The 14,063-nt window shown below is 72.9% G+C and carries 14 protein-coding genes and 1 tRNA gene; 2 read left to right on the plus strand and 13 right to left on the minus strand.

The genetic code is table 11. From position 1 onward, the window contains the following. Positions 1-30: 30 nt before the first annotated feature. Complete coding sequence (locus MMF93_RS10995; RefSeq protein ID WP_242757472.1) at positions 31-1,353, plus strand: glycosyltransferase 87 family protein; 1,323 nt, start codon at positions 31-33, stop codon at positions 1,351-1,353. On the opposite strand, the gene MMF93_RS11000 is transcribed toward MMF93_RS10995, so the two are convergent. From MMF93_RS11000 to MMF93_RS11035, 8 genes are all read right to left on the minus strand, one after another. Next, positions 1,332-1,565 carry a hypothetical protein gene (locus tag MMF93_RS11000; RefSeq protein ID WP_114021268.1) on the minus strand — a complete coding sequence of 78 codons (234 nt, stop codon included), beginning with the start codon at positions 1,563-1,565 and terminating at the stop codon, positions 1,332-1,334. The genes MMF93_RS10995 and MMF93_RS11000 overlap by 22 nt on opposite strands. Before the next feature lie 7 nt (positions 1,566-1,572). Continuing rightward, complete coding sequence (locus tag MMF93_RS11005) at positions 1,573-1,767, minus strand: hypothetical protein (RefSeq protein ID WP_242751106.1); 195 nt, start codon at positions 1,765-1,767, stop codon at positions 1,573-1,575. A 335-nt stretch (positions 1,768-2,102) separates the two neighbouring features. Further along, positions 2,103-2,175 (minus strand) — tRNA-Ala (locus tag MMF93_RS11010). A gap of 126 nt (positions 2,176-2,301) precedes the next feature. Then, a complete protein-coding gene (locus MMF93_RS11015) occupies positions 2,302-2,955 on the minus strand; it encodes a histidine phosphatase family protein (RefSeq protein ID WP_242757473.1) in 654 nt (217 codons plus the stop codon). Further along, the gene (rsfS, locus tag MMF93_RS11020; protein WP_242751108.1) at positions 2,952-3,419 is read right to left on the minus strand and encodes a ribosome silencing factor; all 468 of its coding nucleotides are present in this window, start codon (positions 3,417-3,419) and stop codon (positions 2,952-2,954) included. The genes MMF93_RS11015 and rsfS overlap by 4 nt, the downstream gene beginning before the upstream one ends. Positions 3,420-3,666: 247 nt before the next feature. Continuing rightward, positions 3,667-5,526 (minus strand): LCP family protein, encoded by a 1,860-nt coding sequence (locus MMF93_RS11025; RefSeq protein ID WP_242751110.1) that lies wholly within the window; start codon positions 5,524-5,526, stop codon positions 3,667-3,669. Beyond that, a complete protein-coding gene (nadD, locus tag MMF93_RS11030; protein ID WP_242751112.1) occupies positions 5,523-6,158 on the minus strand; it encodes a nicotinate-nucleotide adenylyltransferase in 636 nt (211 codons plus the stop codon). Before nadD ends, MMF93_RS11025 begins: the two co-directional genes overlap by 4 nt. 67 nt (positions 6,159-6,225) lie before the next feature. Beyond that, positions 6,226-6,396, minus strand: coding sequence for a hypothetical protein (locus MMF93_RS11035; protein ID WP_181856594.1), 171 nt, complete (start codon positions 6,394-6,396; stop codon positions 6,226-6,228). Positions 6,397-6,677: 281 nt separating this feature from the next. Between MMF93_RS11035 and MMF93_RS11040 the strand changes: the two genes are divergently transcribed. Further along, positions 6,678-7,835: a M48 family metallopeptidase gene (locus tag MMF93_RS11040; RefSeq protein ID WP_242751114.1), complete on the plus strand. Its 1,158-nt coding sequence runs from the start codon at positions 6,678-6,680 to the stop codon at positions 7,833-7,835. 76 nt (positions 7,836-7,911) lie between these two features. On the opposite strand, the gene MMF93_RS11045 is transcribed toward MMF93_RS11040, so the two are convergent. The 5 genes from MMF93_RS11045 to proB form a co-directional block, all read right to left on the minus strand. Next, the gene (locus MMF93_RS11045) at positions 7,912-9,036 is read right to left on the minus strand and encodes an SCO2583 family membrane protein (RefSeq protein ID WP_242751116.1); all 1,125 of its coding nucleotides are present in this window, start codon (positions 9,034-9,036) and stop codon (positions 7,912-7,914) included. Positions 9,037-9,182: 146 nt separating this feature from the next. Beyond that, the gene (locus MMF93_RS11050) at positions 9,183-9,887 is read right to left on the minus strand and encodes an SCO2584 family spore wall biosynthesis protein (protein WP_242751118.1); all 705 of its coding nucleotides are present in this window, start codon (positions 9,885-9,887) and stop codon (positions 9,183-9,185) included. 191 nt (positions 9,888-10,078) lie between these two features. Beyond that, positions 10,079-11,443, minus strand: a complete 1,365-nt coding sequence (locus MMF93_RS11055) for a glutamate-5-semialdehyde dehydrogenase (RefSeq protein WP_274709445.1) — start codon at positions 11,441-11,443, stop codon at positions 10,079-10,081. A 136-nt stretch (positions 11,444-11,579) separates the two neighbouring features. Next, positions 11,580-11,954, minus strand: a complete 375-nt coding sequence (locus MMF93_RS11060; RefSeq protein WP_242757477.1) for a hypothetical protein — start codon at positions 11,952-11,954, stop codon at positions 11,580-11,582. A 256-nt stretch (positions 11,955-12,210) separates the two neighbouring features. Next, positions 12,211-13,317: a glutamate 5-kinase gene (gene proB / locus MMF93_RS11065; protein WP_242757479.1), complete on the minus strand. Its 1,107-nt coding sequence runs from the start codon at positions 13,315-13,317 to the stop codon at positions 12,211-12,213. Positions 13,318-14,063 lie beyond the last annotated feature (746 nt).

Raw genomic sequence — 14,063 nt, forward strand, 5'->3', positions numbered from 1 at the left:
CGCCCGGTCACGCTGGCGGCGGCCCTGTGCATGGTGTCCTTCGCCGCCTTCTGGGCGGCACAGCGCACGGCGGACGTCTCGATGATCGACCTGATGGTCTACCGGGCGGAGGGATGGACCGTCCGCGGCGGCTACGACCTGTACGCGATGCGGGCCACCCACGCCGACCTGCCGACCACGTATCCGCCGTTCGCCGCCCTGCTGTTCATGCCGCTGACGCTGCTGGACGTGACGGACATGCGGGGCGTGGCGACCTTCGTCAATCTCGGCCTGCTGGTGGCCCTCGTCCATCTGACGCTGCGGCTGCTGGACCGCCCACTGCGCGTCCCCCGTACCGCCGCGACGCTGGTGATCGCCGCGGTGGCCGTGTGGTGCGAACCGGTGTGGACGACGCTGCGCTACGGGCAGATCAACCTGCTGCTGGCCGTGCTGGTGCTGTGGGACCTGACGCGGCGCGAGGGGCACCGCTGGGCGGGGGTGGGGATCGGTGTCGCGGCGGGCATCAAGCTCACCCCCGCACTGTTCGCGGTGTTCCTCGCCCTGTGCGGCCTCGTCCACGGCGTGAGCAGGGTGCGCCGTACGGGCCGCGCGAACGAGCTGTGGAACCCCTGGATGCGGCAGGCTGCCGTGGCCACCGCGACCTTTTCGGCCACCGCGCTGCTGTCCGCCGTGCTGCTACCGCGCGACTCACGGCACTTCTGGGGAGAGGCCCTCTTCCAGTCGGGACGGGTGGGTCGCACCGAGATCACCGACAACCAGTCGCTGAGCGGCGTCGCCGCCCGTCTGCTGCACACCGGCGATCCGGGTGCGCTGTGGGTCGCGGCGGCGGTGACGGCGGCCGTGCTGGGGCTGGGAGCCGCGACGGCGGCCACGCTGGCCGGACAGCGGCGGCTGCCGCACGCCTCCGCGTGGGGGGCCGTCGCCTGCGCGGTGACGGCGCTGCTGATCAGCCCCATCTCCTGGTCCCACCACTGGGTGTGGTGCGTTCCGCTGGTGCTGCTGCTCGGCACCGAGGCGCACCGCCGTGCCGGCCGCCGCTGGGTGGCCGCGGCCGCGGCGACGATGGCGGTCTTCTGCACCTACGCGCTCTGGTGGGTGCCCCGCGACGCGGACGCCGCCCGCGCCCCCGAACTGGGCCAGAACGGCGCACAGATGCTGCTGTCCGCCTGCTACCCGCTCGCCGGGACGGCGTTCCTCGTGCTGACGGCGGTCGTGGCGCTGCGGGCCCTTCGCGGGCGGAGTGCGGGAGAGCGGCAGATCTCAGCGGGGCGGGCCGGCGGCAGACGTCAGAGGCGCGGGACGACGGAAGGTGTCAGGACGGCGGCGCGGAGTCAGGCCGTCGCGAAGGAGTAGAACCGCTTGAGTGCGCAGTGGGCGTCCAGCAGGCGTCCGTAGATCGGCTCACCGTCGAGCTCACGGTAGGTCTCGATCGGGTCGCCCTTTATGATCAGCGCTCGCGCACAGTCCTCGCACCAGTACTGGTACGCGCTGTTGGCCGGCTCCATGTCGCGCACGATCGGGGTGCCGCTGCCGCACCAGTCGCACTTCCTGCTGTGGGCACCCATCGCTCACTCAGCTCCAGATGTGGCCGCAAGCCGTGCACACGTAGGACACTCCTCCATTGTCGCCGAGCACTTGGGCGACGTTCGCCGAACCACAGGACGGGCACTGCAGGTTGTCCGGGACGCCCTTGGGGCGCTCCTGGCGGGGCGGGGACCATGCGGATGCGGGCTCGGTGGCGTCCTCGCCGAGGACCGTCGCCGGCATCGCACTCGTCCCTCCCTGGGCCTTCCCCCCTCCAGCCGTCACGATTCTGCCACGTTCCGCAGCCCTGCCTTAAGGCCCGGTCAGCGATCCGCTGCGGGGCCCCGCCTCCTACGCCGCTTCCCCGCAAAGGACTTCCGAACCGCAGAAAGAGAGAACACGGACGAAGAGAGAACACGGAGGAAGGGCGACACCGTCCGAAGAGAGCACCGTCTCTCTCGCCGAGCCCGCGTCGGGGGCGGGGGTGGCGAAGCCCACAAAGCGCGGCGAAGCCGCGCAAAACGAAGGAAGCGAGATGGCCTGCGCTTCCCGCAGACACATCTCGCCTCTCACTTCCGTGGAGCTAAGGAGAATCGAACTCCTGACCTCTTGCATGCCATGCAAGCGCTCTACCAACTGAGCTATAGCCCCGCGCTCCGGCACCTGAGTGCCGCGAACGAGAAGAATCCTAGCGGGTGGCCAGGCCGAATGAGAAATCGGCCCGAGGGCCGCCGACCTCGGCCACCCCGCCACCCGGTCCCGGCAGGAGCCGCCGGCTCAGTCGTCGTCCCCGAGCACGGGCTCGGGCAGGCTGCCCGCGTTGTGCTCCATGAGCCGCCAGCCGCGCACCGTCTCACCCAGCAATGACCAGCTGCAGTTGGACAGGCCGCCCAGCGCCTCCCAGGTCGGGGAGGGAAGGCCGATGAGCCGCCCGATGGTGGTCCGGATGGTGCCGCCGTGGCTGACGACGACGAGGGTGCCGTCGTCCGGGAGCTTGTCGGCGCTGCGCTCCACGACGGGTGCCGCGCGGTCGGCGACCTCCGTCTCCAGCTCGCCGCCGCCGCGCCGCACCGGCTCGCCCCGCTTCCAGGCCGCGTACTGCTCGCCGTAGCGGGCGACGATCTCTTCGTGCGTGAGCCCCTGCCAGTCACCCGCGTAGGTCTCCCGCAGGCCCTCGTCGTAGGTGACGTCGATCCCGGTGAGGGCGGCCAGCTCGGTCGCGGTGGCCACGGTGCGCCGCAGGTCGGAGGAGACGATCGCGTCCGGGCGCAGCGCCGCCAGCAGCCGGGCGGCACGCCGCGCCTGGTCGAGCCCCGCGTCGGTCAGCGGGATGTCGGTCGTGCCCTGGAAGCGGCGTTCGAGGTTCCACGCCGTCTGGCCGTGCCGCCACAGAACGATCTTGCGGTTGCGGACCGCCGCGGTGCCGTTCAGCGCAGCTCTCCGTCCAGCTCGTCGGACGTGTCCGCCGCGGCGTCCTCCCCCTCGGCGCCTGCCGCGTTGGCGTGCTCGGCGCCCTTGCCGCGGGTCGCCTCGGCGTCCTCGGGGAGTTTCAGTTCGGGGCAGTCCTTCCACAGCCGCTCCAGGGCGTAGAAGACCCGCTCCTCGCTGTGCTGCACGTGGACGACGATGTCGACGTAGTCCAGCAGCACCCAGCGGCCGTCCCGCTCGCCCTCGCGGCGGGCGGGCTTGGCGCCCAGCTCCTTGAGCAGGCGCTCCTCGATCTCGTCGACGATGCCCTTGACCTGCCGGTCGTTGGGGGCCGAGGCGAGGAGGAAGGCATCGGTGATGGCGAGCACGTCACTGACGTCGTAGGCGACGATGTCGTGGGCGAGCTTGTCGGCGGCCGCCTGCGCGGCGGTTTCGATGAGCTCGAGGGAACGGTCGGTGGCGGTCACAGGCAAGGCTTTCGAGTCGGAAGCATGTCGTATTCCAGGGTCTCACGGCCGCCCGGCGGCCTCTGTCCTTCGCCCCCGCGGCCGGGCCGCCTGGCGGCCTCGCTCACAGAGACCGAGGCCGCGCTCACGGAAGGTGACGCGCACGCGTGCGGCGGGCCGCATGCGGCGGCGCGCAGACACGGGCACGGCAGGGGCGCACGGGCACGGCACGGTACGCGCGCACGGGCCCGGGGAGGCGGGCAGGGTCTCAGCCTTCGTAGTCGGCGCCCAGCTCGACGGTGACGTCCGCGTTGGCGGTGGTGTCCTCTCCCTTGCGTACGGCGCTGCCCGGCAGGCCCAGGGTCTTGGCGACCTGCTCGGCCCTGGACTTCTGGGCCGCCTCCGCGTAGGTGACCAGCGAGGTGGTGCGGGTGGCGCCGGTGCCGCCCTTGACGACGGTGTAGCCGCCGTTGACCAGGGCAACGGACGCGGTGGCGTCCAGGCCGCGCTTTCCCGTGGCGTTCTTCAGGCTCACTCTGGGCGCCGCGTCGGGGTCGGAGTTCTTGACGGTACCGCCGAGGACCTTGCCCACGATCCGGTCGCTGACCTGCCCGCTGAGAGTGCCGTTCGCCCGCACGGGAACCACCTGCGAGCGGTAGTCGCCCTTCTTGGCGTGCGCGGCCAGCTTGGCGAGCGAGGCGCCGAGCTGCGGCTCGGACAGCGACGGGTCGGGGATCTGGCCCAGCGACTCGACGGTCCTGGTGGCCCCGCGCGGCTCGCTGGAGACCTTCTTGAGGACCGCCCGCATCACCCGGCCGAAGCGGGCGAGCTGCTTGTCCTGCGGCTCGCCCTGGGCCCGGTAGGTGGCGTAGGCGACGGCGGCCCTGCCGTCCATCTCCTGCGCCGAGCCCTGCTCGACGAGTGGTCCCGAGCCCTTCTTCTCACCGGGCACGGCGGTGTCCGTGTCCACGGAGATACCGCCCACGAGTTCGACGAGCTTCTCCAGGAAGGGCGTGTCCAGCCGCCAGGTGCCCTTGATGTCGGAGCCGAGCAGGGTGTTGAGCGCGTCCCTGGTGGGCCCCGCGCCCTGGTCGTCGACCGACTTGCCGAGCGTCGTGGTCGTCCCGTCCTCCGTGGTGACGGCCAGTGCGTTCGGCAGCAGCAGGGACGTGCCCTGGCCCGTGCCTGCGTTGTCGACCAGCAGCGCGGTGGAACTGTCGCCGTTCTCCTCGCGCAGGTGTACGACGATGACGTCCCGGTGCTTGCCCGCCGCGGCCCCGCTCTTGTGCTCGTCGCCTCCCGTGCCCGGCAGCATGCCCGCGTACCAGAGGTAGCCGACGCCGCCGGCCACCACGAGCGCCAGCACGACGACGAGCGCGACGATCCGGTTGCGGCCCCGGCGCTTGGCCTCCTCGCGGCGCTCCGTGCGGGACTCGCTGAACTTCAGCCAGTCGATGACGTCCTCGGACTCGTCGCTGGCCTCCTCGACGAAGGAGAACTGCTCGGTCTGGTAGCCGTCCTCCCCGCCACCGGACTGCTGACGCGCCTGCGGCGGCCGCCCGGGCGGATGCTGGCCCTGCTGCGCCTGCTCCGGCGCCTGGCGCTCTCGCGACGGCTCCCCGGGGCCGTAGGTCCCCTGCCCGGCCTGCTCCGGTGCGTACTGCTCCTGCCCGGCCTGCTCCGGTGCGTACTGCTCCTGCGCGGGCGCCGGGGCCTGCTCGGGGAACCAGGCCTGCTGCCGGGTGTGCTGCGACTGCTGCGGGGCGGCCGGCTGCTGCCCGTACGGGGCGTGGGCGCCGTAGCCGTACGTGCCCGCGTGGCCGCCCTGCTGCGGGGCGGTGTCCGGATGGCCGGAGTACGCGTCGTGACCCGGCTGCTGCCCGGCGGCGCCGGCCTGGCCGTAGGGGTCGTAGGTGCCGTACCCACCCTGGCCGGCCGCGGCGTCGTAGCCGCCCTGGGCCTCGTAACCGCTCTGGGCCTCGTAGCCGCCCTGGGCGCCGTAGCCGCTCTGGGCGCCGTAGGGCTGGTCGTACGCGTCCTGCCGGCGGTAGACGGGCCTGCCGTACTCGTCGTAGCCGATGATCTCGGGTTGTGGTGCGTACGGGTCGTATCCGTAGCCGTCGCTCACGCTTGCGATTCCTCCCCTGGGCCGCTCCGGTACAGCGCGCGTTTGCTGATGTACCGGACCACGCCGTCAGGGACGAGATACCAGACCGGATCGCCGCGTTCCACCCGTGCGCGGCAGTCCGTCGAGGAGATGGCGAGCGCCGGGACCTCCACCAGGGAGACACCCCCCTGGGGCAGCCCGGGATCGGCCAGCGCGTGCCCCGGACGGGTGACGCCGATGAAGTGGGCCAGCGAGAACAGCTCTTCGGTGTTGCGCCAGCTGAGGATCTGCGACAGCGCGTCGGCGCCGGTGATGAAGAACAGGTCCGTGTCCGGGTTGGCCTCGGCCAGCTCGCGCAGCGTGTCGATGGTGTAGGTCTTGCCGCCGCGGTCGATGTCGATGCGGCTGACGGAGAACTGCGGGTTCGACGCGGTCGCGATGACCGTCATCAAGTAGCGGTCCTCGGCGGGCGAGACCTGCTTGTGGCTCTTCTGCCACGGCTGCCCGGCGGGGACGAACACGACCTCGTCGAGGTGGAAGCGTGCGGCCACCTCGCTCGCGGCCACCAGGTGGCCGTGGTGGATGGGGTCGAAGGTGCCCCCCATCACGCCGAGCCGCCGCTTACCGGTGCCGGGCACTATGTCCTCTCCCATGCGGGACGACCCTATCCTGTGCCGTTTCGTGAGACGTGTGTACGGACGCCCGCGCCCGGTGGGACGCTCAGCGGTCCCGGTTGAAGCGGGTGGTGATCCACAGCAGCAGGAAGAGCGCGACGAGCGCGCCCCCACCCGTCAGATACGGGCTGAGGCTCTCGTGCCGTGCGCTCTCGCCGTGCTCGCCGCTGGAGGCGAGGGTCAGCAGGGCGTCGTGTGCGGTGCTGGGCAGCATCATCGTCGGCAGAACCTATCCCGTGAGGCGCGGACACTGGGTGGCGCTTCTCCGGGCCGCACACCAGGGGGCGGCACGAAGTGCGCAGCCACATCGTAAGCGGCCGCCTCGCGCCGGCTCACGCCGACTCAGCCCACACGGGTCGGGAGGCCCGCGAAACAGGTGGGGAGCGGGCGGTGAGCGGGGTGGTGCGTGAGAAGGGAGACGTCCGGACGCAACGGGAGGGCCGCGCTCCGCGTCCCACACTCTAGTGTGGACAGCCCAGTCGAGGAGGGGGAAAGACCATGACAGACGGCACTGGCGGTACGGATCGCCTGCCGGGCCGCGAGAGGCGGCGCTTCCCGGGTATCTCATCCCGGGCGTACGAACACCCGACCGACCGCTCGGCGCTGGTGTCGCTGCGCAAGCTGAGCGGTTTCGACACGGTCGTCAAGGCGCTGAGCGGGCTGCTGCCCGAGCGCAGCATGCGGCTGCTGTACCTCTCCGACTCGGTCCGGGTCAGCGACCAGCAGTTCGCGCACCTCAACGCGATGCTGCGGGACGCCTGTTACATCCTGGACCTGGAGAAGGTCCCGCCGATGTACGTCACGCAGGACCCGAAGCCCAACGCGATGTGCGTGGGCATGGACGAGCCGGTGATCGTGCTGACCACGGGCCTGGTCGAACTCCTCGACGAGGAGGAGATGCGCGCCGTGGTCGGCCACGAGGTCGGGCACGCGCTCTCCGGTCACGCCGTCTACCGCACCATCCTGCTGTTCCTGTCGGACCTCGCCATCAAGATCGCGTGGATTCCGCTGGGCAGCGTGGCGGTGCGGGCGCTGGTGATCGCCCTGCGCGAGTGGTTCCGCAAGTCGGAACTGTCGGCGGACCGCGCGGGGTTGCTGGTGGGCCAGGACCTGCAGGCGTCCATGCGGGGCCTGATGAAGCTGGCAGGCGGCAACCACCTGCACGAGATGAACGTGGACGCCTTCCTGGCGCAGGCCAAGGAGTACGAGGCGGGCGGCGACGTGCGCGACTCCGTGCTCAAGATCATGAACGTGCTGCCGCGCAGCCACCCGTTCACCACGGTGCGCGCCGCCGAGCTGAAGAAGTGGGCGGAGAGCCGCGATTACCAGCGGATCATGGACGGCCACTACCCCCGGCGCCAGGAGGACAGGGAGGCCTCGATACGGGACTCCTTCCGTGAGTCCGCGACCCACTACTCGGACTCGATGCGCAACAGCAAGGACCCGCTCATGGGCATCGTGCGCGACATCGCGGGCGGTGTCGGGGACGTCGGCGGCCGGCTGCGCGACACCTTCACGGGCCGGGGCTCCGGCGGCGGCCAGGGCGGCTCGAACGGCAACACCAACGGCGGCAACGACAACGGCGGCAACGACAACGGCGACACCGGCTCGGACGCGGACGGCACCGGACGCCCCGGCGGGTCAGAACCGAGCTGACGCCGGCCCCGTCACCGACCCCGCGACGCCCCTCGGAAGGGCAGGGAGAAGGGCTGAGGCTTCTCGGAGAAGAGCCTCAGCCCTTCTCCCTGCCGGGATGGGCCGGGCTCGGCTGGGCACTGGGCGACAGCAGCCCGCACATGGAGGCGGTGGACCGGCCCCGCGCGAAGGGGTCGGTCCCCGCCTTTCCCGCGTCCTTGGCCCTCTCCCCCGCCAGCAGCGGCGCCAGGCTGTCCGCGGGGTCCTCGCCGCAGTTCATCGGCCCCGCCCGCATCGAGACCTGACGCAGGGTGACCTGGTGGTCGCGCAGGTCACCGCGCTCGAAGTGGAAGCGCACCTCGCGGCGCACGGAGAAGAGCGAGGTGCCCCGCTCGGCGTCCTCGCCCTCGCCGGCGTCGGCGGGCCGTACGGCGTACACGAAGACGTGGTCGGCGGTGACCTCCAGCGCGTTGGCGGAGACCTCCTGGGCGGTGAGGGTGCCGTGGACGCGTACCTGCTCGCCGGCCAGCGCCGCCTTGGCCGGGTCGAAGCGCACCATCCAGGCGGTGGCGGCATGCCGTCCGTCGTTGCGTGGGTTGTTCACGCTCTGGTCGAACTGGCGGTGCTGGCGCGGGTCGAGCAGCTCGCGCACGGGCCGCACGGCGCTGCCGGTGAGGACCCTGGGGTCGAGCGAGCTCTGGACGATGTAGTCCTTGGCCCCCAGTAGCGCGGCCTGAACCTGGTTTTGGGTGAAGTGGTCGCTGCTGCGAACGGGTGAGGGCAGCGTCACCCCGTCGGCCCCCTTCTCGAAGCTCGCGGCGGGGCTGTGCTCGAACAGGTCGTCGGGGGTGGCGCCGGCGACAGGGTCGAGGGGGGCGAGCGGCATCAGTTCGCTGTGCACGGGCTCCGCCTCCGGCTTGGCGGGCGACCTGTAGGGGTTCCGTATGCCCATGTAGATCGCGGTGCCGAAGGCCAGGGCGATGAGCAGGACCAGGATCAGACCCTGCCGGGAGAAGCCCAGGCCCAGCCGGCCGTGGCGTTCACCCTCGGGGCGGGCGCGGACGGCGGCGTGCTCCTCGTCGTCCAGCCGCTCCTGGGCGGAGAACTCCTGGAGCTGCGCAGCGTTGACGAACGACTCGTCGAACACCAGGGACCGGTATTCGTCGTCGCCGCCGGGAGCCCCGTCGGGCGTCCCGTCAGGAGGTTCCACTCGCCCTGCCATACCCACAGGGTAGAACCGCGCGCAGGGAGGTAAACGACGCGGTCCCGGACAACTTGCCGAAGCGCCGGTGTCCTGTTCTCCTACGCCGTCCGCCGGGCGCGCGGGGCGGTGGGCGGGCGGCGTCAGCCGCCGGGGGGCTGCGTGCGTCAGCCGCCGGGTGGCTGCGCGGTGACGGTGGGCAGCGCGCCGGGATCGGTCGGCTCCACGCCGGTGGAGGCGGGCGGCGGGACGGGCTCGTCGCGCTGGTCGGAGGTGCCCCGGTAGAGGGCGGAGAAGGCGAGCGCGACCATGCCGATCCCCATCACGACGGCGAGCACCCAGGCGATCGGCCGCTGCCAGCTGCGGTGGCCCCGGTAGGGGCGCGGAGCGCTGCCGCGCGCCGCGTACGGGCCGTGGGCGCCCCGCGCGTACCCGAAGTCGGCGCCGTGTTCGTACGCCTCCAGCTCGGGCGGGAGCCCGCCGGGACCGTACTCCCCGTAGCGGCCGGGGCGGCCGAACCTGTCGTCGTCACCGTCCGGGTCCTCGTCCCAGACGCCCTCCTCGGGCGGCTCGCCGTACGGGGAGTCCGGGAATTCGGCCATGCCGCGGCCGTGCACCAGGCCGTCCTCCGCCACCCGCGGAGCGTCGGTCTCCGTGTGCTCTGGGTTTTCTGCGTGCTCTGCGCGTTCCGCGTGCGACTGGGCAGCGGCCGCGCGCACGCGCTCCGCCGCGCTCGGCTCATGGACCTGCGCGGCCCGTACGAAACTCTCGTCGAGCACCACGGAGGCGAACACGTCGTCCGCCGCCCCGTGGTCGCGGTACTCGGGCTCCTCACCGTCCGGGAACGGCTGGCCCCCCACCTCGTCCGGCACGCGGTCCAGCGTAGACCTATGCGGTCAATTTGGGCAGGGCGAACGGGAATCCGGCCAGAGTCGGCGGGAAGAGGGCGGGAAACGCACCCGGCGCCGCCCGCCCGTACCGGTCCAGCGGCTCCGCGGGACGGCGGCTCAGCAGGACGGCGGCTCAGCAGGACGGGGGCGGCAGAACGGGGGGGCTCAGCGGCTCAGCGGCGGATGTGCCCCTCACCGGTGACCACGTACTTCGTCGAGGTCAGTTCGGGCAGCCCCATCGGGCCGCGGGCGTGCAGCTTCTGCGTGGAGATGCCGATCTCGGCCCCGAATCCGAACTGCGAGCCGTCGGTGAACCGGGTGGAGGCGTTGACCATGACGGCCGCGGCGTCCACCAGCGCGGTGAAGCGGCGGGCCGCCGCCGTGTCCGAGGTGACGATGGCCTCGGTGTGACCCGAGGACCACGTGCGGATGTGCTCGACGGCGGCGTCCAGCGAGGGCACGACCGCCGCGGCGATGTCGTGGGAGAGGTACTCGTCGGCCCAGTCCGCCGCGGTGGCCGGCACCACCGCGAGGCCGTCCGCCGCGCCACCCGCCTTCTGCCAGGCCGCGTCGCCGTGCACCGTCACGCCCGCCTCGGTCAGCGCTTGCAGGGCCCGCGGGAGGAAGACGTCGGCGATGCCCTCGTGCACCAGTACGGTCTCGGCGGCGTTGCAGACGCTGGGACGCTGCGCCTTGGAGTTGACGAGGATGGCCAGCGCGGTCTCCACATCGGCGCTCTCGTCGACGTAGACGTGGCAGTTGCCCGTGCCGGTCTCGATGACGGGCACCGTCGACTGCTCGACCACCGTCTTGATCAGCGAGGCGCCGCCACGCGGGATGAGCACGTCCACCAGGCCGCGGGCGCGCATCAGCTCGGTGACGCTCTCACGGCCGCGTCCGGGCACCAGCTGCACGACGTCGGCGGGGAGCCCCGCCTCGGCCACCGCGTCCCGCACCACGGCCACCAGAGCCGTGTTGGAGGCGTGCGCGGAGGAGGAGCCGCGCAGCAGGACGGCGTTGCCGGACTTGAGGCAGAGCGCGGCGGCGTCGACGGTGACGTTGGGGCGCGCCTCGTAGACGATCCCGACGACGCCGAGCGGGACGCTGACCTGCCGCAGCTCCAGACCGTTGGGCAGGGTCGAGCCGCGCTGGACCTCGCCCACGGGGTCGGGCAGCGCGATCACGTCGCGCACGTCGGAGGCGATGGCCGCCACCCGCTCGGGCGTGAGGGTGAGCCGGTCGACGACGGACTCGGGGGTGCCCTCGGAGCGCGCCGCGGCCACGTCGTCGGCGTTGGCGGCGACGATCTCGCCGGTGCGCGCGACGAGTGCGTCGGCGATACCGGCCAGCGCGGCGTCACGGAGCGTGCGGGGCGCCGGGGCGAGAGCCGCTGCGGCGGTGCGCGCACGCCGCGCCACCGCGTGCACGGGGCTGTCCGCCGCCGGTGCGGCGGCGCCGGGCCGCGCGGCGTCGGCCGGAGGCGTCGGGGCCCCGTCGGCCGGGGACGTCGGGGAGCCGCTGGTCTGGGATGCGCTCATGGCGCGCATGGTAGCCGGGACCCGCGAGGAGGCGCCCCGGCGTCTCACGGCTGCGCCGCACGGGCCGGCCGCGCACGGCACAGCCCGCGTACGGGTGGCAGTCCGCGTACGGGTCGGAGCAGCCCCCCCGCGCGGGTCAGAAGGGGTGGACGCCGACCGGGCTGGCCGGTGGCGGTCCGTAGCCCTCCGCCACCCGCTGGTGAAAGGTCTCGCGGCCGATCACCTCGAGGCCGACGATCTCCCAGGGCGGCAGCTTGGCCGAGGACCGGTGCTCGCCCCACAGCCGCAGCGCCACGGCGGCGGCGTCGTGCAGGTCCTCCGCCTCCTCCCAGTAGCGGATCTCGGCGTGATCGTTGGCGTAGCGGCTGGTCAGCAGGAAGGGGTGATCGTGAGCGAGCTGTTCGAGGGCGCTGCGCACCTCGGCGAGCGGCGCCTCCCGCCCGGCGACGCTGAGCGTGATGTGCCAGAGCCGGGAGCCGATGCGTTCCTCGGACTGGGGAGAAGGCGCCATGTCGACGCTGGCCAGTCGTCCCACCGGTGGCCTCCTGGAGTGGTGCTGGTGAGTGCGGCGTGGGGAGGGGTGCGTGCACGTGCGGGTGCACGTGCCGCGCGGACCGCCCGAGTCAAAGTTGACCAGTCCACGCGGGCCCGTGGGGCCGTTTTGCGGAAGGTGTCCGTGGAAAGGCTGGTCTTTTTCCCTGTCCCCATCGGGTAGGGCACCGCTCAGCTGTACGACCGGCACGGGCCGCACAACCGCCCGGAAGTCCTCACGAGCGCAGCAACACCAGGTCGTCGCGGTGGACGACCTCCCGCTCGTAGGCCGGGCCCAGCTCCCTGGCCAGGTCTCGGGTGGAGCGGCCGAGCAGCCGCGGCAGCTCCTTCGCGTCGAAGTTCACCAGCCCCCGCGCCACCGCGCGCCCCGCGGCGTCCCGCAGCTCCACCGGATCGCCCGCCGAGAAGTCGCCCTCCAGACCGGCGATGCCCGCGGGCAGGAGCGAGGTACGGCGCTCCACGACGGCCCGCACGGCACCCTCGTCCAGGGTGAGCGCCCCGGTGGGCGCCGAAGCGTGCGCGAGCCACAGCAGCCGCCCCGCAGCGCGTCGCCCGGTCGGGTGGAAATAGGTGCCCGTCTCGCGACCCGCCAGCGCGTCCGCCGCGTGCACGGCGGAGGTCAGCACCACGGGCACTCCGGCACCGGCCGCGATGCCCGCCGCCTCCACCTTGGTGACCATGCCACCGGTGCCCACACCCGCGCGGCCCGCGCTGCCGATGTCCAGGCCCTCCAGTTCGGCCGGGCCGCGCACCTGGTCGATGCGGCGGGTGCCGGGCGTGGCCGGGTTGCCGTCGTAGAGGCCGTCCACGTCGGAGAGGAGGACCAGCAGGTCGGCGCGGACCAGGTGGGCGACGAGCGCGGCGAGCCGGTCGTTGTCGCCGAAGCGGATCTCGTCCGTGGCCACCGTGTCGTTCTCGTTCACGACGGGCACGGCGCCCATCGACAGCAGCTGCCCGAGGGTCCGGTAGGCGTTGCGGTAGTGGGCGCGGCGGCTGGTGTCGTCCGAGGTCAGCAGCACCTGCCCGACGCGGCGCCCGTAGCGCGCGAAGGACGCGGTGTAGCGGGCCACCAGCAGCCCCTGGCCGACGCTGGCCGCGGCCTGCTGGCGGGCCAGGTCGCGGGGGCGCTTGGTGAGGCCCAGCGGGGCGAGTCCCGCGGCGATGGCGCCGGAGGAGACGAGCACGATCTCCCGGTCGGGGCGCCCGGCGTGCTGGGCGAGGACGTCGACGAGGGCGTCCACCCGGTCGGCGTCCAGGCCGCCGGCCGCGGTGGTCAGCGACGAGGAACCGACCTTGACGACCACGCGGCGGGCGTCCCGCACGGCCGCGCGGTACGACGCCTCGGGCCCCGGCCGGCGGCGCGCCGCACCACTGTCCGTGCTGCCCGCCCCCGGCACCGCGTCGGCCGCGCCGCCCCCTGGCGCCCCGGCCGCACCGTGCCCTGGCCCCTCGGCCACACCGGCCGACGGCACCTCCGCCACACCGGCCGACGGCACCTCCGCCGCACCGGCTGACGGCACCTCCGCCACACCGGTCACCGGCATCTCGGCGGAATCGGCCGACGGCCCCTCGGCCGCACCTGTCACCGGCGCCACGGCCGCCCCGGCCGCTCCGGCCGACGGCGCCTCCGCCGTACCGCCGTCGGGCGGGCGCACCACGCCGTCGCCGGGTGTCGCCTCCCCGCCGTCGCCACGCGACACGGCCGCGCCCGCGGCCGCGCCGTCGCCGCGCCGTTCGTCGCCGGTGGTTTTCGTCCTGCCTGCCACGCCCGTACGTACCCCTCGTACCCATGCCGCCGCGGCGCGCCCGGGGTGTCCGTGTGCGCCCCTGACCGGTGACCCGCCGCGGGTTCTCGTCCGCAATCTACGTCAGCGCTGGTCCGGGGCGCTCATCCGTTCCGCGCAATGGACGGGGGCGGATGGTTACCTTTGACCACGTAAGCACGTATCCGGGTCCGTCGAAGATTGTCACTTGACCCGCGGGCGACATACGGTCAGGGGTCGACCCTGGCCCCACCGCCACCGGCCGCCCCTTTTTCTGCAGACCCTCGATCTCCATGCCAGGAGCC

Origin of the sequence: Streptomyces tubbatahanensis (assembly GCF_022699385.1) — a bacterium.
Lineage (GTDB): Bacteria > Actinomycetota > Actinomycetes > Streptomycetales > Streptomycetaceae > Streptomyces > Streptomyces diacarni.

What these genes read in the sequence shown, in the direction of transcription:
- MMF93_RS10995 (WP_242757472.1), top strand. Translation starts at nt 31, where the DNA reads ATGGTGTCCTTCGCCGCCTTCTGGGCGGCACAGCGCACGGCGGACGTC.
- MMF93_RS11045 (WP_242751116.1), bottom strand. Translation starts at nt 9,036, where the DNA reads ATGGCAGGGCGAGTGGAACCTCCTGACGGGACGCCCGACGGGGCTCCC.
- nadD (WP_242751112.1), bottom strand. Translation starts at nt 6,158, where the DNA reads ATGGGAGAGGACATAGTGCCCGGCACCGGTAAGCGGCGGCTCGGCGTG.
- MMF93_RS11060 (WP_242757477.1), bottom strand. Translation starts at nt 11,954, where the DNA reads ATGGCGCCTTCTCCCCAGTCCGAGGAACGCATCGGCTCCCGGCTCTGG.
- MMF93_RS11055 (WP_274709445.1), bottom strand. Translation starts at nt 11,443, where the DNA reads ATGAGCGCATCCCAGACCAGCGGCTCCCCGACGTCCCCGGCCGACGGG.
- MMF93_RS11040 (WP_242751114.1), top strand. Translation starts at nt 6,678, where the DNA reads ATGACAGACGGCACTGGCGGTACGGATCGCCTGCCGGGCCGCGAGAGG.
- MMF93_RS11035 (WP_181856594.1), bottom strand. Translation starts at nt 6,396, where the DNA reads ATGATGCTGCCCAGCACCGCACACGACGCCCTGCTGACCCTCGCCTCC.
- MMF93_RS11000 (WP_114021268.1), bottom strand. Translation starts at nt 1,565, where the DNA reads ATGGGTGCCCACAGCAGGAAGTGCGACTGGTGCGGCAGCGGCACCCCG.
- MMF93_RS11005 (WP_242751106.1), bottom strand. Translation starts at nt 1,767, where the DNA reads ATGCCGGCGACGGTCCTCGGCGAGGACGCCACCGAGCCCGCATCCGCA.